We start from the raw sequence: 24778 nt of genomic DNA, 5'->3' as shown, positions 1-24778 counted from the left end.
TGGACCGAATAACGGCTCCATGCGATAGTTATAAATAGAAGCTGGTAGCAGACCGACCTTTCCCTTTTGAGAAGCGATAGCTGATATGCGTCTGAACCCACAAGGAAAAAAGGGAAAAACGGTCTACGGTCATCACCAGAATCCCGACCTTCCTCTGTTGCAACAAAGTAGCCATCGTGCCCAGTCTCTCTTTTCCCCTGCTTGACAGGATCGGTCGCCTGCGCACCTTCCGCCCGCTGGGGCCGCCGGGTGTGCAGCGCAAGCTGCCTTTTGGCTGGCTGCTGGCCCCCACGCCCTCGGCCATCGGTTTTGCGCTGCGCACAACTGCTGCGGCACTCATCTCCCTTGTTATTGCCTTGTGGATGGAGCTGGACGACCCGCAATGGGCCGCCATGACCGTATGGATCGTGGCGCAGGGCTCCCGCGGGGAGAGCATGTCCAAGGCCCGGTGGCGTCTGGTGGGTACGGCCATTGGGGTGGTCATGTCCATCACCCTTATTTCAGCCTTTAACCAGACTGCGTGGCTGTTTTTCCCCGCTCTTTCCATCTGGTTGGGGCTATGCTGCGGGCTTGCCACCCTTGTGCGCAACTTCCGCTCCTACGCACTGGTGCTTGCAGGCTACACAACGGCCATTATTGCCATAGGTGCTATTCCACACCCCGAAAACGTGTTTATGACCGCCATGTCCCGCGCCACCTATATTGTGCTGGGCATTGTGTGCGAAAGCACGGTTGCGGGCTTGTTTGCCCATAATCTGGCAGAAACCGCACGCCGCAACATCCGCGACAAGCTCTGCACTGCCCTGAGCAATGTATCCGAAGCGGTGGCCAGCCTGCTGGCGGGGGATGAGGAAGCCCTGATCCGCTCACGCGCCATGTTCGGGCCGATCCTCTCCATTAACGACCAGATCGAATTCTCTGAAGCCGAAATGGGCCCGCACGGGCACGAGGGGGACCACGCCCGCGCCGCGCTGGCGGCTGTTTCCGTCCTGCTCTCCCGCGGGTTGGGCATGACAGTGCGTCTGCAATACGTGCAGACCGATCAGCCCATCTTCCGCGAGACGGCTTCCAACGTCAGCACCTATCTGAGCGGGCTGCCACACCGGCTGAATACGGAAAACGGCGTCCGGGGGATCCTGCGCGACCTGCAACTGCTCCGAGCGGAATGCCACCAGCAGATTGTGGATGCGCTCACGCATGAAATTGGCTCCGCTTTTACGCTGGAGGACGAACACGCCCAGATTTCCGCCCTGCTGGACGGACGAATCCTGCACAACGCCATGGACGAACTGCTGGGTGAGCTGGAACAGGCCATTCGTGAATACGATGCCAGCCAGCACTTTATTCGTGGTGACCACTTCCACTTCCGCCTTCAGTCCCATGTGGACAAGCGCGAGGCCGCTTATAACGGCGTCCGTGCTGCTGTCGCACTCAGCGCCGCCGGGTTGGTATGGGAGTGCACGGCTTGGCCAACGGGTCTTGGTTTTATTACATTTGTAGCCATTGTGTGCGGCCTGTTTGCCACGCGTGAAAACCCTGTCGTTGCCACAACACAGTTTATGATCGGCGGCATATGGGCAGCACTCGTTGCCTTTTTTCTGGTCTTTTTTGTCCTGCCCACGCAAGCCAATTACGAAATGCTGGTGGCAACACTGGCCATTCCCATGTTTGCCGGGGGGCTGGCGGCCCGTAATGCCGGTACGGCCCTGCACTCTGCCGCCTACACGCTGCTGCTGCCCAACTTTGTCCATCCTCTCAACCAAGGTCGGGTAGATGAGATCACATGGTTCAATTCCACATGGGCCATTCTGCTGGGTGTGTTTTTTGCGGTGTTGATTTTCCGCGCAGTATTGCCGTTTAACAGTGCGGCAGAACGCTGGCGCATGCGCCGGACGCTGCTGCGCGACCTGCGCACACTGGCCTCGGCCGAGCCCACACCCATGACGCGGGACTGGATTGGCCGCAACATTGACCGCTTTGCCCGCTTGATCCGCCACGCTGGCCCCACGCCCTCCCCCACTATTGAGGGGTGCCTGCAAGGCACGCTGGCAGCCATGACCATAGGGCTGAACATTATCCGCCTGCGCGCACTCCTCCACCGCAACCAGATCCCCCCCGCTGCACGCAGGGCCATAGAAATTGTGATGAAACGGATGAGCCACTTTACAGGCAAATACGGCCACACGGCCCATGCCGCCCGCGTAGCCACAACAGCGTTACGGCGGATGGAAGCGGTGGAGCCCAATATTTCTACCCGTATTGAGCTAACCCGCGCCATTGCCTACCTGATTGTGGTCTCCCACGAACTGGACGCCAATGCCGTCTTCCTGGATGCAACGCGACCCTACCGCGCGGTCTGATTAAAAGCCTGCCACATTGGTCAGGACCTTCCGCCTCCTCCACAAGAGGGGGCGCTTCAGTGCGCCTCAACATCATGGAAACGGGTATAATCCACCGTAATACGCCCATCCGGCCGAGAGAGCACAATATCCACAAAGCGGTGGTTATGCTGCACTCGGTCAAACCTGTAAGCAGTTCTTGCAAACACGGTCTGGCCCAGTGCCTCATCCGTGCCTGTGACGGTCACAATGATTTCGGCCTCTTCCCCTTCCAGTTCAGCAACAGTCTTGCCGTGCAAAGGGCTATCCGGGGTAATGACATGGGCCATGACAAAGGCAAAGCGCAGGACCGGCACATGCGATTGCATAAGCAGAAGCTGGTCAAACTTGCGTACCAGATGCCCGTTATCGCTCATAACCAGGCGAGAAAGAGCGACTTCAATATCAACTGATAAAATCACGCTCATCCGCAAATTGGCAATGCGGATACATAAGGCAGGGATCCCCCCTTCGTTACTGATAACAGCAATATTGCTGAACATCAGCCGGGCACGGGGGCGGGCAAAACGGGCAAAGACAACGCCTGTGGCAAGGGCGGTCAACATCATACCCACAAAAACCTCAAGCGAGACAACCGCGTTGGCATAGGCCCCGATCGGGCTCATGGTGCCATACCCAACGGTGGAGAGCGTTTGCACGCTAAAGAAAAACAAAGACAGCAATACGCCATGCGACAGACCGGTAATCTGCCCCGGAGCCAGCATGTACAGCAATGCAAATACAAGGTTGATCAGGACATAAGACACAACGGCAATAGCAGCAAAAGCAGGCCAGCTTGCCGTAAGCGCATGGTGGTAGAGGTCACTCCATACGCTATCTTTTAACCCTACACGCACCACGTCCCGGTGGCTTTTTTCTTCCACCAGCGCATGAGCACGAAAACGCCGCACGGCCTCTTTGGTGCTCAGGCGGAAACGCCCGCCTTCCTTGGTATGGAGGTTGGGTGCGACATCCTCCAACTTGGTATGGCGCTCGGCATCCTCTTTATGGCTGCGTTTTTTGTAATGGTGGAAAAATCTTTTCATGATCACCGCTCCGTGCGCACAGCCATGCAAAAACGCCAGCGCATTATTGCGCTTTTACACAACAATGCGCATTTGCGCTCCATGAATTGCGCATGGAAGACCTGCTTGTCTTGCGGTTATTTTTCAAAACTCCTTTTTTCAGAAAAGCATGATAAAACGCATTCACTCAATTGTGAATAAAGTAAGATTCAAAACATACCTATTTGCTCCACTAGAAAGAACACTATCCACCATAATACACCCATCTCTCTACATTAAATTCAATCAGGTGCTTTATTTTTAAAATTTATTATCATTTTATCTTTATTCGCATACAAATCATAATCTCTCGATGATAAAAAAGGCTTATTCTTAATCATAAAATCAAAATCATTTTGATCTGCGTTAACTGGCTCCCCAACCACAAGAAAACTATTTAATAGCTCCCCACCCCAGTACAAAGAATTATTTATATAAATAGGCACAAGGCCTTTCATTATAGGAAGTCTCTCGACAATAAGCTCTCTTTGCTTTGCTTGAGGCATTACCCCAACAATAGAAAGCGTTTTAAATGTCCCATTATAATGAGCCTGATCATACGAGATTGATGATGCTATCAAAGTATCTATTCGATTTTGTGCCGCAGATGTATTTCCATAAGAATAACTTAAGAAAAAACAAAAAGAAACCAATGGAAAAAGAATATATGCAGAATATTTCTTAAAAAGATTATATACACAGAAATATATAAAAAGCATAAACCCACAAAAAGATAAGAAAACACGCTCTAGAAAAATAGGATCTCGCAAAATCGATAAATGAATAAATGAAAATAAAAAACACAACAATGGCGATAAAACCACACACGTACTCAGATAAAAATTTTCAAATTTTGCATATTTTACAATAAATAAGAAAATTACAAAGGCATAAAATAAAATAAAAATAGTAGGGAACCCTATAAATGAATTTTTAAAAACAAAGAAATAAGATTCAATGTTTTTTATTAAAATATGAATTCCATTTCTATCAAACGGAATTACTTGAGAGTGTTGCCCACCATAGTCACTTAGATTGCAACTTCTTAATACCACAAAATAATAAAACATATACCCTGTGACAAACTGCACAAACCTAAAAAACAAACATGAAAAGGCAACCGTATTAAATTCACGGTCATTAATTTTCTTTTGAATCAATTCAATAACAGATAGTATAAAAAATAAACCTATTGAAGCTTGATAAAGAGATAAAGAAACAACAATTAAAAAAGAAACCATAAACCATGTATATAAAGTCAACAAATCAAAGGAAAAGCAAAAAATTAAAGCACAAAGACTTAATGACATTGTAAGGGAATCATATTTAAATGACAAGTTTTGTATAAAAAATGGGTTTCCAACAAACAAAAATAATCCCATAGAAATCGAAAACACACTTCCATTTTTGAAGTATCTTTTTGCATACAATGTTAACGATACAGACAAAGTAAAAACACTTAATATTTGTATTATTGGAGACAAATCTAAAATAGGTTTCCCAAAATTTAGAGCTTGCATTACAATATCAGCCAACGGCCTCCCATCTCGTTTCCAATGGGTATAGCCATGAAGTACGCGCCCCATATCATCTATATAGTATCTATTCGCTAATATAATTGGGAGTATATACAAAAATGATAAAGAGAATAAATAATTAAATATTGATAAATCTCTTATTTTTATATACTTATTCGAGAACACGATATTTATCCTAATTTTAAAATAAATCTACATTCAGAAAGTTTATTTTTAAATCTTTCTCTTATCCTCTGATTGCGAGAAAGATGAATGATAAAATTCCACAAAGTAAAGCGGCCTATTTTTTGTTTCGTTGAAAATCCTTCCTACGTATTCTCCTATCAACCCCAGTGTCATCAGCTGTATTCCACCCAAAAACAGAATAACTGTCATTAAACTGGGATAACCGGGCACATGAGAGCCAGATGTAATTGTAAAAATTATAACCCACACACCATAAAGTGCTGCGAAAAACGATACCGCAAAACCTAAATAAGTCGCCAGTTGCAAAGGCAATACCGAAAAGGAGGTAATTCCCTCCAATGCCAGATTCCACAAAGACCAATAATTAAAACTGGTTTTGCCACCTAACCGCGGCGCGCGATCATACAGCAATTCCTTGGATGGATAACCAACCCAACAGAACAGGCCTTTCATGAAGCGATGCCGCTCTCGCATCCGCAAAAGATCATTCAGTAATCTACGACTCATGAACCGGAAATCACCCGTATCTGGTGGAATAACAATCCGATTACCCAGCTTGGTCATAATCCGGTAAAAGCCCCATGAGGTCAGCCTTTTAAGCAGACTTTCCCCTTTGCGCAGTCGCCTGCGGGCATAAACCATATCCACATCATCGGACCGTGCGGCGATCATCTCCTGAATGACTTCTGGTGGATCCTGTAGATCCGCATCAATAACAACCACACCTTCTGTGCCGCGCGCATAATCCAGCCCTGCGGTCAGCGCGATTTCCTTACCAAAATTTCTGGAGAGATTAACGCTGGAAATCCTCTGGTCCTGCCGTTCCAGATCGCGGATTGTTGCCAATGTCTGGTCGGTTGAACCATCGTTTACATAAACGACCTCCCATGTCTGCCCCACGGCATCCATGACCACACATAATCTTTTATGGAATTCAGAAAGAACAAGATGTTCATTATAGCAAGGAACAACAATACTCAAATCGACTTCTACAGACATATTAAAACAAATTCCTTGCTCTATAATGGAATTGAAACAAGAAAAATTGCAAAAATATACACACAGTAATCAAATCTGCGCATTTTTCTTATTTATCCCATATATGACCTGCCCTCTGTAGCATATGCCAAACAGGCTAGTCCACTCAGGCTTCCCAACCCAATAGGATTTAATATTGTAACTCTGATCCGCCCATGAATACAGCCAAGATAATACTCTTGCCTCATGAGGATAAAACTATGTGGATTTTTTTGAGGGCCTTAGATAAAAAGATAGCCATAATCATGAAAAAATAGTCATGGTAAAGGATATTTTGTGAATACTTTAAAGAATCAGACTGCTAAAAATGTATTAATATACTGTGCGTATCTTGCTTTTTTTAGCATTGTTTATATCACTTCCCTCACTACAGTTTATGGCTTTGCCGATGATTATGCCTACATAGCAGCCGCGCATACCCAATTGCTCGATCTTCTATCTATGATGACACAAGGAGGCAGACCAGTTTACGCTGTTTTAAGCTGTATTTATATTGACGTTACGCATGTATCAGACCTGTGCTGGATACGATTATTCTCCCTTGCAGGAATAGCTGCTCTTTCAACTTTATTTATGAAACATTTAAAGGAAAACTCTCAATTTTCTTCAAGTGTTTGTATAATTTTTGCGGCATGCATCGGGCTTATGCCTGCTTTTCAGGTCTATGCCGCTTGGTCAGTCACTGCTGGTTATACTTGGGCTGCTTTTCTGGCAGGCTTGAGCTACCGCCTTGTACAACACAACTCTAAACAGCAGTGGCAGAGACTTTTCTTCTCGTTTCTCCTTCTTGGGCTTGCCATTTGCACCTACCAACCTTCCGCAATGATGTATTGGGTCTTTGCTGGCACGGCATGGCTTGCGTCTGATAAACCACTCCCTACACGCAAAGTTATGTTTATTACCTGCGCAGTTATGGCAGGGGCCTTAATTCTTGATTTCATTGCAACCAAGACGCTTCCCTCTCTTATTTTTCATACAGCGCCATCCATGAACCGTACTGCTTTGGTGTCTGACATAAGAGAGAAATGTACATGGTTTTTGCTTAAAGCCTTGCGCAATGCCTTAGACCTTCCTTACGCCAAAGGAAGCACTCTCTTATCCATACTCGTTCTTATTTTTATAGTTTCGGGTTTTGCTCTCCATTATAGAGCAAGCAAATATTTCAATTATCAGAAAGTTTTTATTTGTATATTTCTGGTTCCCCTCAGCTATCTACCTAACCTTGTCGTACAGGAGAATTGGGCTGCATATCGCACACAATCTGCATTAACCAGTCTGCTGCTACTCTATTTTACCATGGCCCTTTGGTCGTGGTTAAATACGATCAAAGCCAGTCACTACATGACGTCATGCATGAGTATCATGCTTGTACTCTGCGCATGGACTGCCCACAGCGATGTAAAAAACGGATTTGCCAAACCCCAGTCCACAGAATTGCACCTAACGGCGCACTATCTGTCTCAAATTAACAACCTCAAAAATGCTTCATCCATATATTTCGTTCTGGCACGACGTGAGGAAACACTGGCGCCGTTTTTACGGTATGATGAGTTCGGTCTCCCATCTTCTTCTCAAGTATGGGTACCAAAAAATCTTGTCTGGGTTTTACTGAATGCCCAGCACGCGCCCAACCTTGCCACAGTAACAACGGCGCGCGTTGGTCCTTCAACAGACATCCCCAAGACGGACAATGTAACAATTTTTAACTTTGATGACATATTGCAGCAGGCTCATGCACAATAAGCATGCGCAACACGGGCCAAATACCTCCCCGCCGCAGTCAGTATAAGACTACACAAATCACCTTGATCTTGGCTGAGCCTGCAATAGGCTCAACCATTTTTTCAGGCTGCTTGCGGGTTAGAACACCACATTATGGTGTTCCAGTCTCCTTGTCGAACGGTCGGAGCACAACACTCCCGGCATTGCGCGCCCATGCCTGAGCATCATCTTCTGGCGGGATCGCATTGCCCTTGGTCAACGCGCCATGCGCCAGCGTTTGTGCATCCACCCTGTTGAGCGCACCAGACTGCGCCGCAGCACTCTGCGCGGCACGCGCCCAGAGCACGCGCGCCTTGGCCTGATCGCCCTGACTGGCCGCTATCCGTGCGGCAAGTGCTAGTGCGCGGACCATGTCATGGTATGATCCTTCGCTCTGGCGGAGGGAGGCTGCATCTTCAGCCTGCTGTTCCGCCAGCGCAGGGTTGGACTTACGCAGCACACGGGCCTGAATTTCGGCTCTGTCCGCCTGCTGGGTCACAGACAGTGGTGCTTTGAGGGTGCTCAGATAAGATGCCGCACTCTGTAACCCCGCCTGATCACCCTGCGCATCGGCAGCAAGGCCCAGAACCAGTGCCGCCCGTGCCGCGACCCCTGTGTCGGGCGAGAGCATGGCGTGGCTTGCCAGAGGTAACGCCTGCCCATAGTGGCCAAGCCTGTAGTGGCTGGCAGCCTCCACCAGATCAAGCGAGAACTGCTCCCCTCCCCCACGCAGTTGCACCGCCTGCCGGGTTGCCTGCGTTGTTTGCAGTGCATCTGCTGGAGCATTGGCCGCCAGTTGGGACACAGCAAGGTCATACCCTGCCTCGGCCACAGCAGATCCGTCATCACGCACGAGGGCCAGATTGGCAGCCTTGCGATACTGGGACACGGCAACCGTGTAACGCCCCAGTTCAAACGAATCCCGCCCTGCCGCCATGGCCTGGTCCCATGCCGCATCATCAAGAGCCGTGGGTTTGCTCTGGCTTGCGCTGCACCCGGCCAACACCAGCGGCGTTGCCAGCAGCAGCATGTGTCTCAGCCGTCTCATGGTCGCACCTGTCTGGGAGCCAGTCGTTTATGGTGTGTGACCTTCTGCCCGCCCAGCAGCCACATGCCACGCAACTGGTCAGTCAACTGCTGTAACCCGTACAGCGTTGTCTGGGCCTGTGCCAGCATGGCTGGCAGGTCCGCCGTGCTGGCCTCCACATTGCTGGCAATGGCAGGCAGATGCGGCGTTGCATCCTTGACGTCCTTGGTTGCGGATTTGAGGTTGCCCATGGTCGCGTCTGTTTTGGCCATAATCCCCGATACCTGTTTTTCAATCGGCTTGAGCCGTTCGATCACAGCATCCAAGGAGGCAATCGTAGCTTCTGACTGGCGGATAAGCTGGTCATTGGTCATCAACTGCCCGATTGTGCCCTTGCCCGCGTGCATGTCGGTAATGGTGCCATCCAACTGCGCCATCATGTGCCTTGCACTGGCCAGAGCAGGCATGATTTCGGCCTGAATACTGTTCAGGGTTGCCGTAATCTGGTCTGCGGGGTTGGGGGCTGGCGTTGCCGAAATAACAGCATAGCTCCAGTCCATCGGGTCACCATGCCCACGGCTGAGGTCCAGATAGGATGCACCGGTCACAATAAGCTGTTTGCGGATAAGGGCTGTGCTGTCTCGCCGGATAAAGGGCTTTGCCTGCGGGTCGAGATCGACCATGGCGTACATATTCCCCGACGGATTGAGTTTGATGCTGCGAATGGTCCCCGCGTGGGCTCCCATTAGCTGCACATCGCCCCCTACGGTCAGCCCGCCAACGCCCGATGCAGGCAGCACCACGCGCAACCGTGCCGGAGGGGTTAGCCAGTCACGCAGCACGCCAGCCTCGATAACCGCGCCCCCAAAAATGAGTATGCTCAGAAGCACGAGAAACCCGACCCATTCATCCGCATAGCGCAGAGAAATGAGTGGTTTTACTTTCTGTCGTAAGCGGAGTTGGAACATTATCCCATCCGTACTGCTACAAGACCATCATCTGCAAGCCGCCAGGTTGCGGTAATACCCTGCCGATATTCCTGCCAGACTGCGTTATTCCTTACCAGCCAGATAACCCCGGCACCCCTGTCGCGCGCCTCGGTTATTGCAGCCAGAAAAGAATTGCTCAATTCCGCCGGACCACCCTCAATCGGGTCTTCCAGCAGTAATAAATGGGGCCGCCCCAGAAAAGCCCGTACGCAGCTTACGCGCAGCAGGTCATCCTCGGGCAAAAAACTCGGGTTTTCCGTTGGCAGGCCGGGCAGACCAAAGCGCTCCGCCAGATGTGCAGCATCCTGCACCAGCTCATCAATCGGGCGGGTTGTGTGGTGTAGCTGCTGGAGCACGATCGCAAGATGAATGGGAACAAACTCAGGCCAGCTTGCCCGGCGTGTAACCCGACCAATACGCCCGCGCAGGGCATTCAGTTCACGGTCCCTCAGGTCCGTCCAGTCCAGCCCCATAAACCGCACGGCCCCATCATCCAGCGGCACAAGACCGCTGCACAGGTCCGCAAACATGGTGGCATGGCCGACGTCGCGCGTTTCCACCACCATACAGTCACCGGGCATCAGCTTCATACTGAATGGAACAGGGGGCAACCCGCTCTCATCAAACGAGGGGATGGCCTTGTTCAGTTCGAGCAGTGGGCCGGAAGTGTAAACATCCATCTTACAGGTCCAGACTGAACAGAACGCTCACCACCATCACAATCAGCATTCCGCGGGAAAAACCGCGAGGCAGGAGTGTGCGCAGTGAATCCTCGTTTGTGGCGGTCAGTCCGGTCAGGCATCCCCCAAGCCCCACCACAAACCCGACAGTAATGAATTTGAGCGGAATAATAATATAATCCGTCCCGGACATGGCCGTTGCCACGTCATCCAGAAAAACCCAGACGGGATTATTGATAACCCCGGACATGCGGCTCATCACATAACCGGTCACAAGGGATGCGAATGAAAACAGGATGCCCAGCGTAAACCCCGCCACGGTAAAGGCCAGAGTACGGGGGAGCACCAGCAGCAAAAACGGGTCTATGCCCACAGCCTGCATGGAGCGGATTTCCCCCCCAATGCTCAACAGCCCCAACTCGGTCGTGGAGAGCATACCATTGCGCCCCAGCAGCAGCATCCCCACCAGAATGGGGGCAATTTCGCGCACCACAATATTGATCAGGATTGAGCCGGTCATGGTGGCAAGGCCAGTCAGGCCCAGCCAGTAAATAACTTGCGAGACAGCAGCCACCCCGGTCAGCACACCGGCAAACATGGTGGCGATCAGCCCGCCACGGATAATACCGTTCATGGTGCTGATAAATTCGTACCGCACCGTTCTGCGCCATGAATGGGCGCGAAAGCTCTCGAAAATCACCCCCCATGACGCACCCAGCATAATCAGCAAAAAGCGGGCCTGCCTGCGTGTCAGCCGCCCGGTCCATGCCATTTTGCCCAGCGCCCACTGTATGGGCGTAAAGACCCTGCCGCCACCCGTCTGCCCAGCCAGAACCGGGTCACGTGTTGTGTCGGTCTGGGGGGCCGAGGACTGCTGGGTAGGTTGTGAGTTTTCCTCACTCATCGGCGCGCTGCCAGTGTATAGGCGCGACCAAGCCCCAGATGCGGCACAAAGAACGAGCCACGACTGCGGAACAGATACCGGTCACGCAAACTGGCATAAACCCGCTCCGTCACCTGAATGGTGCCCGGGTCTATGGCGCTCTCGGCCATCAACTCCGCGAGGGACACAGTCTGCCCCCACAGGTTGAACACCGTAGGCGCCTGCCCCACCGCGCCACCAAATGCGGGGCCAAAATCCATACCCATGGTAAACACCGGCTCCAGATCGGCCGCAGCCAGTGCTCCCATAAAGGTTTCGCGCATTTTGAGCGCCGCATTGGCCAGACGGAACAGGGCCGTTGGGTCGGGCTCCGTTGTGCAGCCCGCCATGCAGATCATGCGGTGACCGGCAACTTCCACCGCAAACAACTGCTCTTCCTGCGCCACACTCTGGACCTGTGTGGCCAACTGGTTAATCAGGGCAATAAGGGTTGCGGTCTCCTTGTTCCCCTCCACAACAGGGTCGGAAAAGCTGACAACAAGCACAGCCACGGAGGGGTAAATGCTGGCCCCTGTTACCGCTGCCATTTCATCCGCGCGCATGAGCAGGTTATCGGATTTGGTTGGTCCAGGGGGCGCATTGGGTGCGGGTAGTCCGCCCCCCGCTACCACGGGAGTTTGCTGCGCCTCCAGCGTGCTCTGCGCTACAAAGCGCGTGCCAGCAATACTGGCCATAAGCTCTACAAAATAGAGCAGGTGCGGCAGCATGACTGGCTCTTCAAGGGCCAGCATGCCCAACGTACCATGCGGTCCGTGCACAGGGTAAACCGCAAGCGCATGCGTGCTGACTTCACGCATCACAAGCCGCTCAAAGCGGGTGGTCCGCTCATCCGTTGCCGCGTTGGAGACAAAAAAGGAATTTCCCTCCTCCACCGCATCAAAGAACTTGCCCAGTTCCTGCCGCCCCATTTCAAACCCACCGGAATGGGTGTTCTGGGTCCGGTCATAGGTATCATCACAGACCATGGCCGCACCATCGTGCAAAAAGCGCCATAGGCTGGCGCGGCGGGCACCTGTGACCTGCGCCAGTTGCTCCGTAATCACCAAGGGTTCGGCTGTCGGGTCAAACAGATGGGGAGTTACGGCAACCTGCTGTAGCGCACCACTTTCCTGCGCAACCTGCGACTGGTGCACGGACAGCCTGCGGTTGCCAGCCTCTGTCCTGCGCAGCTGGCGCAGGTACAGCCCCCCCAGCAGAAGGGAGAAAACCGTGACAATACCTGCAAACTGCAAACTCTGCCGGCTGCTCTGGTGCGCAAAACTCCCAAAATCGTTCTCTGGCGCAACAATCAGCAAAATCCAGCCCTGCGAGTAGCGCGGCAGGGCCGATGCCATGGCAATGTAGGTTTTTCCGTCCCATTCCACATGCTTGGGGCCAAAGCCACGTACCCGGTAGTGGTCATAACCCAAGGCAAAAACCGGGTAATCCTTGGGGTCGAGCACCATCTTGTCCGGGTCCCAGCCTGCGGCCTGTGCATGCTGCATCAGATTGCGCCCAGCTATGACCCGACCATTTGCATCCACAATCATGGCGCTGCCATTTTTGCCGATCTTGATCTTGTCCAAAAACGCACTCAGTTCATTGAGCGAGATATTGGTGGCAAAAACCATTTCATGCCCATCGTCCCGCTTGAAGCGGAGCGAACTGGTCATGACAAACTGCTTGTCAGACGGAAACAGATAAGGCTGCGTCCACTGGATGGTATCTTTGTTTGCCGTGTTTTTGTACCACGGCCGGGTCCGGGGGTCATAATCATTGGCCGGGGCATCATAATGCCCGACGACCTGCCCCGCAGCATTGTAGAGCGTATGCTGGAGAAACTTTTTGCCATCCGCGCCCGTAACCAGCCGCACGCGGTCCTGCACATCCTTGGTGGCAGAACGGGTAATCAGCGTAAAATTACCCAGATCATCCGCCAGATAAAAAGACTGCAGCTGCGGGATTTTCTGCAGCATGACGCTGCCGTAGGAGTAAAACACCTTGTCTGACACAAGGGGGGGAGCATGCTCGATCATGCCGCCAGCAATCAGGTTCCCTGCGGCGGAGGGGGCAATATAATCCCCCACTTCCTGCCCGATGTACTGCTGCGTTGCCTCCATGAGTTCACGCGTCAGCACCGACACGCCCTCGCTGGTCGTGCGATACGAGTTGATGCCGACCCACACAATGGCGCCAACTGTCATCATAATCAGGACAAACGGGAGGACCATGTGCAGCAGCACCCGCCGAACGGATGCATTATGCTGGACTGTCGGGTCTATGATCTCTTCAGAAGACACGCACCAAATTCCACTGCCTGTTGGTCATGGGCATTCACGACCGCGCCACCATAATCCTGCATGCAGCAGGGGGCATGCTGGCGGGCAGCCGCTTTTGCATACAACAGAGATGTATAATCGGTAACGTGCCTGTCACCAACCCTGTTGTCCACCCCCAATGGGTGGAGGCAGGTCAGACCGACAGCTCCACCTCAAAACGTGTCTGCACTCCAAGCGTCTGGCCGAGGCGTTCCAGCCCGCGCCGCACGCTCTCGCCCTTTACGGCCACACGGGCGGAGGTCAGGGTCAGCACCAGTTCCTGCCCTTCCCACGCAAGGGATGTGCCTTCCAGCAGGCTCCCGGCCCCGCCCGAGAGCGAATAGGCCAGACGCAGGGCCAGACCACAGGCCGTGGCATCACGCCGCTCTGCCTCACTCAGCAGGGTAAAGGAGGGCATAAGTGCTGGCGCGCTCATATCTACCGAATAACGGACCGCAAGCGCCAAAGACAGCCAGACCCGTGCGCGGTGGTCAAACCCTGCTCCCTGAACACGCAAAATCCGTAGGTAAGTCTGCTCGGCCCTGTATTCGGGGTGATCGTGACTTCCTATGTCAGACAGCCAGCAGGCAATGCGGCGCAGGTGCTGCTCCTCTGGCGTTTCGTCGGGTTTGATGCACCCTGTCCACGTCCACAGGATTTCTGGCAGGGTGTTGCTGCGGCCAAAGCGCGCGCACATATCGCGCGCAACGCTTTCCATCGGGTCCTGCGGCAGATAGCTGGGGGCAACATTCATCATGTACCACCCTTCGCGCAGGCCATCGACGCAGAACACGATCTTGCTTGGCTGGATTTTTTTCATCAGCCTGCGCAGGACCACGGCGGCAAAGGGAATATCATCCAGCCGCTTGCGTGGCGCACCGGGCAGGCGTTCCAGACTCCGGCGGGAGCTGTTCTGGAGCCAGCCGGTCATCTCGCGCGCTTCCTGCACGTCCAGCGTATAATAATGCACAATGTTGAGCGGGTACTGCGTACGCGCAATCTGCAAACGTGCAAGGGCGCGGAACGCCCCCCCAACCAGATACAGCGGCTGCCCCTTGACCCGTGACAGCCATTCCACGCTATCAATATCCTGATCGGTCAGCAGCTTGGCCACATCCAGATCACCCTCGCTGCGGTCAGCCAGACGGATCATACCCAAAGGTAGGGTTGTGGCATCGTGCCGTCCGGTTTCGGTCATGTGGATCAGCTCAAGCGAGCCACCCCCCACATCCGCCACCAGACCCTCTGCACGGGGAATGCCGCACATCACACCTATGGCGGAATGGTCAGCCTCCTCCTTGCCGGACAGAATACGCACCGGCACACCGGGCATGCTCTGGCGCAGCATTTCCACAAATGCGGGGCCGTTTGTCGCATCCCGCACCGCAGCCGTGGCCAGCACCTCAAACGGGTCAGCCTGCATGGCCCGCGCAATGGCATGGAAGCGGCTGAGCACCTCCATGGCCATGCCCACGCCCTCCTCATTCAGGCGGCCTGTGGTGGTCAATCCACGCCCCAGCCGCAGAACGGCTTTTTCGTTGAAAATGGGCAGCGGATTGCGCGACACACCTTCGAACACAACCAGACGGACCGAATTGGACCCGAGGTCAACCACCGCTGAACGACGCTGCATGTCCGTCTCCATTACCAGCCGTTCCCGCACAGGCCATTATGCTGCCCGGCAGTCTGAAAGTGCACAGACATACGCGACATACCGGAAAAAGAAACCCCGTTTTCAGTCATCTAGCATCAGGTCTTTGGCCTGAGAGAGGGATGCAGGCGCTCTGGACAGGCTCTCATGCGCAGCGGACCCCCGCCCGGACAGAGAGGGATGGGTCATGAACCATTCATGGGAGGAAAACGGCTTTGCACCGGCACTCAGCCTGCGCCACACGCCATTTTGTTCCAAAATCCATGACTGAAGGTTATCACGCATGTTGGACACCATGATCTGGTCCAGCACCTGCGCATGCACGGTGGGGTTGGTAATGGGCACCATGCTTTCCACCCGCCAGTCCATGTTGCGGGTCATCCAGTCGGCGGAGGAAATAAAGACCTTGGCATGGCGCGAGGGCAGGCGGTGCCCGTTGCCAAACGCGAAGATCCGCGAATGTTCCAGAAAACGCCCGACCACAGACTTGATGCGGATATTCTCCGACAGCCCGGCAACACCGGGACGCAGGCAGCAGATGCCGCGTATGACGCCCACAATCTTAACCCCGGCGCAGGATGCACGGTACAGGCAGTCAATCAGGTCGGGGTCCACCAGCGCGTTCATTTTAAGCCAGATCGTGCCGGAACGCCCTGCCTTGACGTGCGCAATCTCCTCCTCGATCAGCGTTTTGAGCGTGCTGCGGATGGTAATGGGGGAGAAAGCGATCTCCTCCATCTGCGCGGGCATGGCGTAGCCGGTCACGTAGTTGAACAGGCGCGCAGAATCCCGTGCAAGGGCCGGGTTGCACGTAAAGAACGACAGATCGGTGTAGATACGCGCCGTAATGGGGTGGTAATTGCCCGTGCCAAAATGGGCGTAGGAGCGGACCTGCGCCCCCTCCCTGCGCACCACAAGGCTGAGCTTGGCGTGGGTCTTCAGGTCCGCAAAGCCGAACACCACCTGCACGCCCGCAGCCTCCAGCGCACGGGCAAGGCGGATATTGGCCTCCTCATCAAAGCGTGCGCGCAGTTCCACCATGGCAGTTACGGACTTGCCCGCCTCTGCCGCCTCGATCAGCGCCTTGACGATGGGGGAATCGCGCGATGTGCGATACAGCGTCTGCTTGATGGCAATTACGTTGGGGTCGAGTGCGGCCTGCCGCAGGAACTGGACCACCACGTCAAAACTTTCAAACGGATGGTGGACCAGCAGGTCTTTTGCCCGGATAGCGGCAAAGCAGTCCCCGTTAAAATCGAGTATCCGCTCGGGAAAGCGCGGTGTGTAGGGGGGGAAGAGCAGGTCCTGCCTGTCATCCACAATCATCTGCTTCAGGTCGGCCACACCAATCATGCCTGCGTGCACGGCAATTTCGTCCGCAGGCAGGTCAAGGTCGGAGGCAATGGCGTCCGCCAACTCGGCAGGCACGCGCTTTTCCATGTCCAGATGGATCACCACCCCGCGGCGGCGGCGCTTGAGCGCGCTCTCATACGAGCGGACAAGGTCTTCTGCCTCATCCTCAAATTCCACGTCCGTATCGCGCACAACGCGCAGCACGCCGCTCTCGCCCACAACAAGCCCTGCAAAGAGCCGGTCAATAAAGAGGGAGATCAGGTCTTCCAGACGGATAAAACGCACACGCGCGGGCTCTCCCGCAACCTGCACGCCTGATGACGGCAGGCGGATAAAACGCTCAACCTGCGCTGGCAGCAGGATAAGCGCATTCATGGCGAACAGGCCCGTACCTTCGTACAAAAGCCGCAAGCCCAGAGCCAGCCCCATGTTGGGGATAAAGGGGAGCGGGTGTGCAGGGTCTACCGCAAGGGGGGTCAGCACTGGGAAAATGCGGTCCATGAAGCATGTTTCCAGCCACTCACGGTCCGTATCGTCCAGGTCCTGCGTCTCGCACAGTGTGACGTGGGACTGCGCCAGTAGCCCACGCAGTTCCACCCATATGCGCTGCTGCTCACGCAGCAGACTGGCGCAACGCTCACGCACGGCCTCCAACTGCTGGGCCGGGGTGCGCCCATCGGGGGAAATGGCGGTCAGCCCCTCCCGTATCTGCCCGACAAGGCCTGCCACCCGCACGGAATAGAACTCGTCCAGATTACTTGCGCTGATGGACAGAAAACGCAGCCGCTCCAGCAGCGGGTTGCGGGCATTGTCCGCCTCCTCCACTACGCGCTGGTTAAAGTCGAGCCATGACAGTTCGCGGTTGATGAAGCGCGAAGGCGTTTGCAGCGTAACAGCCTGCTCGACCACTTTTTTGGCACGGGCAGCGGAGGACGTTCTGGTACGGGAGGGTGCGCGTTTGGCTGGCGCACGTGCGCGACTGACGGGGGTTGCCTTTTTTTTGTCCTGTACCGCCACTTGCCTGCGCTCCCTTTCCTGCTCATCAACATGCCCGTGCTGCGGGACCACGTGTGGCCCACAAAACCGAACATATTCAGCATATCTTAAACACCGTAGCGCCGAAATGTTCCAAGGCGTCAAATCGCTATCATGTCACAAAACTGAAATATTCCTTATCCTCCCTCCCCTTCGGGAGTAAAAAGTCCTTCCAGCACACTGGCGGCCAGCACACGTGTGACTTTTCCGCCCGAGGCCATGGCCGCCTGATCCAGCGCGCCAACACAGTCCCGCACAGCGCTGGCGCGGCGCGGCAGGTGGCGCAAAAGCCAGCGGGTTACCTGTGGGGCCACAACAATCTGCCGCTCGGCCAGCAAGCGCAGCAAAAGCCTGTGCAGCAGATCCTCCTCCGCCTGCCCCACAGGCACGGAGGACGTGGCGCGCAGGCGGCTTGCAAGGTCTGGCAGTGCTGCGGGCCAGCGCGCGGGCGGTTCGCGCCCGGCCATGAGCAGGAACACGCGGCGCTCACGCACCAGATTGATCAGGTGCAGCAGGTCATGCTCATGGGGCACGCGGTCTGCATTATCCAGCGCAACGGCACCAAACCCTCCCTCCTCAAACAGGGCGGCCACTGCAGGCTCGTTCAGCTGCTCCCCCGCCATAACAGGCGCGCCATACCGCCCGGCCCAGATGGAGAGCAGGTGCGTCTTGCCCGTACCGCCCTCCCCCCATAGCGCCAAGCGCCCTTCGGGCCAGCGGTACGGGGCTTCCGCGTCCAGCACCCATGCGCGCGCAGCCGCGTTGGAGGGGGCCGCAACAAAATCCGACCGCCCGAATCGGGGGCGGTACACAAATGGCAAAGCAATCTGCGCCACCGCGTCTCCTTCGCTTATGTGCCGCTTCCCGCCCTCTTTTAAGGTCATGGAAGATGCTTTTGTTTCATCAAACCGTGTCATGCCGCTTTGCGCGCCGCGTCTCCTGCCGTAAAGACTGTTCGCGGGAATCCTAAACTGAACATGTTCCCGGCATCGACCTTACTCTCATTCGGACCAAGAGCGCACCCATGACGTCTTCTCCTAGCACCCCTTCCTCCGGCCTCACCTACCGTGATTCCGGCGTGGACATTGAGGCAGGCGAAGCCCTTGTTGACGCCATTCGCCCCGCCGCCAAAGCCACGGACCGGCCCGGCACCATGGGTGGACTTGGCGGCTTTGGCGCTCTGTTCGACCTGAAGGCCGCAGGCTTTACCGACCCTGTTCTGGTCTCCTGCACCGATGGTGTGGGCACCAAGCTGACCGTGGCCATTGATAACGACCTGCATGAAACCGTGGGCATTGACCTTGTGGCCATGTGCGTGAACGACCTGATCGTGCAGGGGGCCGAGCCGCTTTTCTTCCTCGATTATTTTGCCACGGGCCGTCTGTCCGTTGCTTCTGCCGCCAAGGTGGTGCGTGGGATTGCCAAAGGGTGCGAACTCTCCGGCTGCGCCCTTGTGGGGGGTGAAACGGCCGAAATGCCCGGCATGTATGCTGATGGTCACTACGATCTGGCAGGTTTTTCCGTTGGTGCAGCCGAGCGCACCGCCCTGCTCCCCGCTGGCATTGCTGCAGGGGATACGCTCATCGCCCTGCCCTCCTCGGGTGTGCATTCCAACGGTTTTTCACTCGTGCGCCGCATTGTAGCCGACGCCCATCTGACATGGACCGACCCCGCAGCCTTTGCCCCCGGCCGCACACTGGGCGAGGCATTTGTGGAGCCCACACGCCTGTACGTGCGCTCCGTGCTGGCCCTGCACAAGGCAGGCCTGCTGCATGGTGCGGCCCATATTACAGGCGGTGGCCTGCCGGGCAACCTGCCGCGCGTGCTGCCAGAAGGGCTGGACGCGGTCATTGACCAGACATGGCCCATTCCCCCCGTATTCAAATGGCTGGCCCGTACCGGCAATGTGGACGGGGCGGAAATGCTGCGCGTGTTCAACTGTGGCATTGGCATGATCCTGATTACCCCCGAACCAGAAAAAGTTCTGGCCATGCTGGCCGAACAGGGCGAACCAGCCTTCCGTATCGGCTCCATTGCCAAAGCCGAAAGCCCGGATTCCAAGCCCGACCTTAAAATGCAGGTCACTCCGGATTTCCGGGCGGCATGAGCACGGCCAAAACACCTGTCGCCATTCTGCTCAGCGGGCGTGGCAGCAATGCCACGGCCCTGATTGATGCGGCGCGCGACCCGGCTTTTCCCGCCCGTATCTGCCTTGTGCTGAGCAACAAGCCCGACGCTCCGGGGCTGGAAATGGCACGTCAGGCGGGCCTGCCTACACGCGCCATTGACCACCGCCTCTTTGGCAAGGACCGCGCAGCACACGAGCACGCCATTCATGCTGCACTGGAAGAGGCCGGGGCAAAAGCCGTCTGCCTTGCCGGGTACATGCGCCTGCTCACCCCGTACCTGACCAACGCATGGGCCGGGCGGATGCTGAACATTCACCCCAGCATCCTGCCCTCCTTCCCCGGCCTGCACACGCATGAGCGCGCGCTCGAAGCGGGCGTGCGCCTGCACGGCTGCACGGTGCATCTGGTCACCGAAGGCATGGATGAAGGCCCCATTCTGGGGCAGGCCGCAGTCCCTGTGCTGCCAGATGACACAGCCGATATGCTGGCAGCGCGCGTGCTGCGCCAGGAACATGCGCTTTATCCGCTGGCCTTGCGGCATTTTTTAACGCAAAACCCGGCAACAGCGGCCAACAGTGCTGCGCTTGTGGTGGCATAGCCACCTTATACCCTGCTTTCCGAACGGTTTTTCTGCCCCCATGACCACACCAGCGCGCCCCTCCTCTTCCAAACCGCGTGGCAAGTTCCGCCCTGCCCCCCCACAGCCCGACCCAACACGGGATGTGGCGTTTGATATTCTATGCGGCGTGGTGGAGCACCGCCGGATGCTGGAGAACAGCCTCTCCCGTTCTGCTGCCGCGCATCAGGCCGAAGCGCGTGACCGTGCGGCGGCCCACCGTCTGGCAGCGGCAACCCTGCGCCACATGGGTACGCTGCGCACGGTGCTGGAACCTTTTTTGAAAAAGGAACCACCCGAACCCGTGCGGGTTGCGCTGATGATGGGCTGCGCGCAACTGCTGTTTTTGGAAACACCACCACATGCAGCGGTTGGCACCACGGTCTCTCTGCTACGCAGGCGCAAGCTGGCGCCGTTTGCCGGTCTGGCCAACGCCGTGCTGCGACGCGTTGCTGGCAACGGCCCCAGTGTGCTCGAAGGGCTGGACCAGCCCCGGCTGGACATCCCCTCATGGCTGTGGACATCATGGGCGGGACTTGGCAAAGGCGTGCCGCGCGCCATAGCGCAGGGCATCAGCCACGAAGCCCCTCTGGATATAACCCTACGCCCCGGCGCACAGGCGCCAGAAGGTGGCATTGCCCTGCCCAATGGCTCCATCCGTCTGCCAGCAGGCACACGGGTGACCGAACTGATAGGGTATGAAGAAGGGGCTTTCTGGGTACAGGACGCTGCGGCAACTCTCCCCGCCCGCCTTTTGAATGTGCAGGCCAGCGAACGCGTGGCCGATCTGTGTGCCGCACCCGGTGGCAAAACAGCCCAGCTCGCCATAACCGGGGCTGAAGTGACAGCCGTTGAGAACAACCCCGCCCGCCTGCTCCGCCTGAAGGAGAACATGGCCCGCCTTGGGCTGGACGTGCGCTGCTTACAGGCCGATGCCTCCACATGGCAGCCGGACGCCCCGCTAGACGCTATTTTGCTGGATGCGCCATGCTCGGCCACCGGCACAGCCAGACGCCACCCAGATGTGCTATGGGTCAAACGCCCCCGCGACCTGACAACACTGACCGCCATGCAGGACAAGCTGCTGGCTGCAGCACGGGATATGCTGCGCCCCGGCGGCAGGCTGGTCTATGCTGTGTGCTCCTTGCAGGACGAGGAAGGCCCCGCCCGCGCACGGGCCGCACAGGCCATGGGTCTGGTCCCCATGCCGTTTACGGCGGAAGAACTGTCCTTTCTGCCAGAAGCCTTAACCCCCGAAGGCTGGCTGCGCACCCACCCCGGCATGTGGCTGGATAAAGGGGGCATGGATGGTTTTTTTGCTGCCCGCTTTACCCGCGCACTTTAATGGCTTGCCCGCTGCTTGGGCAGATGCCCTGTAAAAGTGCATAATCCGTTTTTCTCCAGTTGCGCAGGCGGCTGCTATTGCGGATAAACGGGGAATGAGTTCTGCATCATTCCCCCTGATCGCTCCGAGTATTCTGGCCGCTGATTTTGCGCGGCTGGGAGAAGAGGTACAAGCCGTTGCCCAAGCCGGTGCGGACTGGATCCATCTGGATGTCATGGACGGCCATTTTGTGCCCAACATTTCCTTTGGACCAGCCGTGGTGCAAGCACTCCGCAAGCACACCTCCATACCCTTTGACGTGCACCTGATGATCGCCCCGGTAGACCCCTATCTGGAGGCATTTGCACAGGCCGGGGCGGACCAGATTCTCATTCATATCGAAGCGGGGCCGCATACGCACCGCTCGCTCCAGTTAATCCGCCAGCTTGGAGCCAAACCGGGCATTGTGCTCTGCCCCGCAACCCCGGCAGACGCCATTGCCGAAGTCATGGACCTTGTGGACGTTATTCTGGTCATGACCGTAAACCCCGGTTTTGGTGGCCAGAAATTCCTGAGCAGCCAGTTGCCCAAAATCGCCCGCCTGCGCGACATGATCACCCACAGTGGCCGCGATATCCGTCTGGCTGTTGATGGCGGCATAGACGCAAAAACGGCCCCTCTGGCCATACAGGCCGGGGCGGATGTGCTCATTGCGGGCAGTGCGGTTTACGGCAAGCCGGATTACGCCGCCGCCATTGCAGCCCTCCGCCCCGCCTGAGCCGCCGTATGCATATTAAACAAAATTACACCCAATATTGTCATAAAGTGCCCTTAGAGTAGCATCACTTACCCCCAGCTCTGGAGTTACACTCGCCTGATGCCCCTTCGCCGCTGGACCCGTGGACCCCGCCTTGCCTACGCCATGCGCAACCCGCTTGGTGGATTTGCGCGTGTTCCTGCCGCACCGGCGGTAGTGCTGCGTGACCTATGGCCGGGCAACGCCACGATAGGGGAAAAACTGGTCCGGAACCGGACGGAGTTTGAGGGCGTGTCACGCACACTCCAGTCTGGCGTATGGGACGACCCGGCATGGCCCGCAGCGTACCGCCGGTGGTTACAGAGCTTTGGCTGGTTACAGGACCTGCGCGAACTGGGTGCTGAATCCGCACGGATCAAAGCGCGTACCCTTGTTTCACACTGGATCCGCCTGCCTGCTGCGGAGCGGGCCGTTATTGACCCCTCCATTACTGGGGCGCGCCTGAGCGCATGGTTGGGCTGTTACGAGTTTTTTGCTGCCTCGGCAGACGACAGCTTTCGTCAGCACCTTATGGCGTCACTCATGATGGAAGCGCGCTCCATCATGGTGCTCATGCCCGAGGCGGCCTCCGGCTGGCAGGCGCTTTGCGCGCTCAAAGGACTGCTGGCGGTTGCCGTTTCCATTCCCGATTATCCCGAATTCCTGACCCGCTACCTCCGGCTGATTGATGAGGTGATTACAAGCCAGATTCTGCCAGATGGTGGACACATCACCCGCAACCCTGAAAGCCTGTTCCTGAGCGTGAAGGAACTGGCGGAAATGCTCTATATTCTTCAGGTTGCGCGCCTACCCTTACCCACAACGCTGGTCGAAGCGGCAAACCGCACGGTACCAGCCCTGCGCGCCCTGCGGCATGGAGATGGCGGGCTGGCCCTGTTTAACGGAAGCAGCGAGCGCGACCCGCATCTGGTGGAGCTTGTGCTCAACCGTGCCTCCCGCGCACGGGTTGTCGCCGCAGGACTGCCAGACAGCGGGTTTGCCCGCCTGAGCAGTGGCCGCGCCCTGCTCATAGCCGATGCTGCCGCCCCTGCCCCCAAAGGGTATGACCATACGGCCCATGCTGGCATGCTGTCGTTCGAGTTTTCATCCGGCAAGCAGCGGCTGGTCGTCAATTGCGGTGCCAGCAGACAAAAAGGCTGGGCGGAAGCTTTGCGTTACCCCGCCGCCCATTCCGTGCTGGAACTGGCGGACATGGCCCCCATGACCTTTGAACCCGGTGGGGGCATCAGCAGGCCACCACAGGTCAGCCGCACCCATGCCACGCAAGATGGCGCCCATTGGCTGGATATGACCCATAACGGATACGAAAGTCAGGGCGGGGGCGTGTACCACCGCCAGCTTTATCTGGGCAAGGACGGGCGCACCCTGCGCGGGGAAGAAAAACTGGAAGGCGCCACTCTGGCCCGAGCCCCCTGTGTGCGCTTCCACCTCCACCCCGACATTATGGTGGAACCGACAGAAAACGGGTACCTGCTGCACAGCGAGGAAGAAAGCTGGCTCTTTCAGTCCGATGGGCAGATCAGTGTGGAAGAAAGTATCTACCTCGGCCAAGGTCAGCGCACGGCAACATTGCAGCTTGTGCTAACCCCACCCCTGCCACAGGCGCAGACACCAGCTTTGCCCAAATCCGATACAACTGAAGAGCCCGCTGCCCCCGAACAGCCAATAGAGCCTGAAGGCGCAGCACACTCACCTATTGCGCCTGAGAATACAGAACCAGACACACAGGCCCATGCGCTGGACAATGCGCAAACCTTACCTCACAACGCAACGCTACTACCAGTTGGGAACGACCAGCCTATGGTGCAGGATGCCCATACGCCCTTCCCCACCACACCGCCACAGCCTCTGCCTGCCGCACATAACGCAGCCGGGCTGCCTTTCCCCATAATCGGGCAGCCCCCACCCAAGCCAATCCATTGGGCACTGTCCCTTATGAGTGATTAAGCTGT

18 protein-coding genes are annotated in these 24778 nt (G+C 56.1%); 7 read left to right on the top strand and 11 right to left on the bottom strand.

The window, feature by feature from the left end:
* Positions 1 to 176: 176 nt before the first annotated feature.
* Positions 177 to 2360 carry an FUSC family protein gene (locus tag HK26_RS03100; RefSeq protein WP_086638454.1) on the top strand — a complete coding sequence of 728 codons (2184 nt, stop codon included), beginning with the start codon at positions 177 to 179 and terminating at the stop codon, positions 2358 to 2360.
* Between the two features lie 56 nt (positions 2361 to 2416).
* Here the strand turns inward: HK26_RS03100 and HK26_RS03095 are convergent, their stop codons facing one another.
* The 3 genes from HK26_RS03095 to HK26_RS03085 form a co-directional block, all read right to left on the bottom strand.
* Complete coding sequence (locus tag HK26_RS03095; RefSeq protein ID WP_086638453.1) at positions 2417 to 3424, bottom strand: ion channel; 1008 nt, start codon at positions 3422 to 3424, stop codon at positions 2417 to 2419.
* A 260-nt stretch (positions 3425 to 3684) separates the two neighbouring features.
* Positions 3685 to 5145, bottom strand: coding sequence for a glucosyltransferase domain-containing protein (locus tag HK26_RS03090; RefSeq protein WP_143296282.1), 1461 nt, complete (start codon positions 5143 to 5145; stop codon positions 3685 to 3687).
* 48 nt (positions 5146 to 5193) lie between these two features.
* A complete protein-coding gene (locus tag HK26_RS03085; RefSeq protein ID WP_180539287.1) occupies positions 5194 to 6165 on the bottom strand; it encodes a glycosyltransferase family 2 protein in 972 nt (323 codons plus the stop codon).
* A 315-nt stretch (positions 6166 to 6480) separates the two neighbouring features.
* On the opposite strand from HK26_RS03085, the gene HK26_RS03080 reads away from it, so the two are divergent.
* Positions 6481 to 7947, top strand: a complete 1467-nt coding sequence (locus HK26_RS03080) for a hypothetical protein (protein WP_143296281.1) — start codon at positions 6481 to 6483, stop codon at positions 7945 to 7947.
* Positions 7948 to 8077: 130 nt separating this feature from the next.
* Here the strand turns inward: HK26_RS03080 and HK26_RS03075 are convergent, their stop codons facing one another.
* From HK26_RS03075 to HK26_RS03040, 8 genes are all read right to left on the bottom strand, one after another.
* On the bottom strand, positions 8078 to 9013 hold the full coding sequence (locus HK26_RS03075) for an outer membrane protein assembly factor BamD (RefSeq protein WP_086638450.1): 936 nt from the start codon (positions 9011 to 9013) through the stop codon (positions 8078 to 8080).
* On the bottom strand, positions 9010 to 9960 hold the full coding sequence (locus tag HK26_RS03070) for an MlaD family protein (RefSeq protein ID WP_086638449.1): 951 nt from the start codon (positions 9958 to 9960) through the stop codon (positions 9010 to 9012). Before HK26_RS03070 ends, HK26_RS03075 begins: the two co-directional genes overlap by 4 nt.
* Positions 9960 to 10661, bottom strand: a complete 702-nt coding sequence (locus HK26_RS03065; protein ID WP_086638448.1) for a P-loop NTPase family protein — start codon at positions 10659 to 10661, stop codon at positions 9960 to 9962. The genes HK26_RS03070 and HK26_RS03065 overlap by 1 nt, the downstream gene beginning before the upstream one ends.
* Before the next feature lies 1 nt (position 10662).
* Complete coding sequence (locus tag HK26_RS03060) at positions 10663 to 11565, bottom strand: MlaE family ABC transporter permease (RefSeq protein WP_086638447.1); 903 nt, start codon at positions 11563 to 11565, stop codon at positions 10663 to 10665.
* Positions 11562 to 13883 (bottom strand): adenylate/guanylate cyclase domain-containing protein, encoded by a 2322-nt coding sequence (locus HK26_RS03055; RefSeq protein WP_086638446.1) that lies wholly within the window; start codon positions 13881 to 13883, stop codon positions 11562 to 11564. The genes HK26_RS03060 and HK26_RS03055 overlap by 4 nt, the downstream gene beginning before the upstream one ends.
* Before the next feature lie 172 nt (positions 13884 to 14055).
* Positions 14056 to 15546 (bottom strand): Ppx/GppA family phosphatase, encoded by a 1491-nt coding sequence (locus HK26_RS03050; RefSeq protein ID WP_086638445.1) that lies wholly within the window; start codon positions 15544 to 15546, stop codon positions 14056 to 14058.
* A 90-nt stretch (positions 15547 to 15636) separates the two neighbouring features.
* Entirely contained in the window at positions 15637 to 17922 is a 2286-nt protein-coding gene (locus HK26_RS03045; protein ID WP_086638444.1) for an RNA degradosome polyphosphate kinase, read from the bottom strand.
* A gap of 155 nt (positions 17923 to 18077) precedes the next feature.
* Positions 18078 to 18857, bottom strand: a complete 780-nt coding sequence (locus tag HK26_RS03040) for a P-loop NTPase family protein (RefSeq protein ID WP_086638443.1) — start codon at positions 18855 to 18857, stop codon at positions 18078 to 18080.
* A gap of 107 nt (positions 18858 to 18964) precedes the next feature.
* Here HK26_RS03040 and purM point away from each other — a divergent pair, with 107 nt between their 5' ends.
* From purM to HK26_RS03015, 5 genes are all read left to right on the top strand, one after another.
* Positions 18965 to 20047: a phosphoribosylformylglycinamidine cyclo-ligase gene (gene purM / locus HK26_RS03035; RefSeq protein WP_086638442.1), complete on the top strand. Its 1083-nt coding sequence runs from the start codon at positions 18965 to 18967 to the stop codon at positions 20045 to 20047.
* On the top strand, positions 20044 to 20667 hold the full coding sequence (gene purN, locus HK26_RS03030; protein ID WP_086638441.1) for a phosphoribosylglycinamide formyltransferase: 624 nt from the start codon (positions 20044 to 20046) through the stop codon (positions 20665 to 20667). The genes purM and purN overlap by 4 nt, the downstream gene beginning before the upstream one ends.
* Before the next feature lie 40 nt (positions 20668 to 20707).
* On the top strand, positions 20708 to 22030 hold the full coding sequence (locus HK26_RS03025) for an RsmB/NOP family class I SAM-dependent RNA methyltransferase (RefSeq protein WP_086638706.1): 1323 nt from the start codon (positions 20708 to 20710) through the stop codon (positions 22028 to 22030).
* A 94-nt stretch (positions 22031 to 22124) separates the two neighbouring features.
* A complete protein-coding gene (gene rpe / locus HK26_RS03020) occupies positions 22125 to 22787 on the top strand; it encodes a ribulose-phosphate 3-epimerase (RefSeq protein WP_086638440.1) in 663 nt (220 codons plus the stop codon).
* Positions 22788 to 22886: 99 nt separating this feature from the next.
* Positions 22887 to 24773, top strand: a complete 1887-nt coding sequence (locus tag HK26_RS03015; RefSeq protein WP_086638439.1) for a heparinase II/III family protein — start codon at positions 22887 to 22889, stop codon at positions 24771 to 24773.
* The last annotated feature ends 5 nt before the right edge of the window (positions 24774 to 24778 follow it).

Origin of the sequence: Acetobacter okinawensis (assembly GCF_002153655.1) — a bacterium.
Taxonomy (GTDB): Bacteria; Pseudomonadota; Alphaproteobacteria; order Acetobacterales; family Acetobacteraceae; genus Acetobacter; species Acetobacter okinawensis_A.
This window is presented reverse-complemented; position numbering and strand designations above follow the sequence as displayed.

Excerpts from the sequence above, each read along its gene's own strand:
- HK26_RS03025 (WP_086638706.1), top strand. The coding sequence starts at position 20,708 with ATGACCACACCAGCGCGCCCCTCCTCTTCCAAACCGCGTGGCAAGTTC.
- HK26_RS03015 (WP_086638439.1), top strand. The coding sequence starts at position 22,887 with ATGCCCCTTCGCCGCTGGACCCGTGGACCCCGCCTTGCCTACGCCATG.
- HK26_RS03085 (WP_180539287.1), bottom strand. The coding sequence starts at position 6,165 with ATGTCTGTAGAAGTCGATTTGAGTATTGTTGTTCCTTGCTATAATGAA.
- purM (WP_086638442.1), top strand. The coding sequence starts at position 18,965 with ATGACGTCTTCTCCTAGCACCCCTTCCTCCGGCCTCACCTACCGTGAT.
- purN (WP_086638441.1), top strand. The coding sequence starts at position 20,044 with ATGAGCACGGCCAAAACACCTGTCGCCATTCTGCTCAGCGGGCGTGGC.
- rpe (WP_086638440.1), top strand. The coding sequence starts at position 22,125 with ATGAGTTCTGCATCATTCCCCCTGATCGCTCCGAGTATTCTGGCCGCT.
- HK26_RS03040 (WP_086638443.1), bottom strand. The coding sequence starts at position 18,857 with ATGACACGGTTTGATGAAACAAAAGCATCTTCCATGACCTTAAAAGAG.
- HK26_RS03095 (WP_086638453.1), bottom strand. The coding sequence starts at position 3,424 with ATGAAAAGATTTTTCCACCATTACAAAAAACGCAGCCATAAAGAGGAT.
- HK26_RS03075 (WP_086638450.1), bottom strand. The coding sequence starts at position 9,013 with ATGAGACGGCTGAGACACATGCTGCTGCTGGCAACGCCGCTGGTGTTG.
- HK26_RS03070 (WP_086638449.1), bottom strand. The coding sequence starts at position 9,960 with ATGTTCCAACTCCGCTTACGACAGAAAGTAAAACCACTCATTTCTCTG.
- HK26_RS03065 (WP_086638448.1), bottom strand. The coding sequence starts at position 10,661 with ATGGATGTTTACACTTCCGGCCCACTGCTCGAACTGAACAAGGCCATC.
- HK26_RS03050 (WP_086638445.1), bottom strand. The coding sequence starts at position 15,546 with ATGGAGACGGACATGCAGCGTCGTTCAGCGGTGGTTGACCTCGGGTCC.
- HK26_RS03060 (WP_086638447.1), bottom strand. The coding sequence starts at position 11,565 with ATGAGTGAGGAAAACTCACAACCTACCCAGCAGTCCTCGGCCCCCCAG.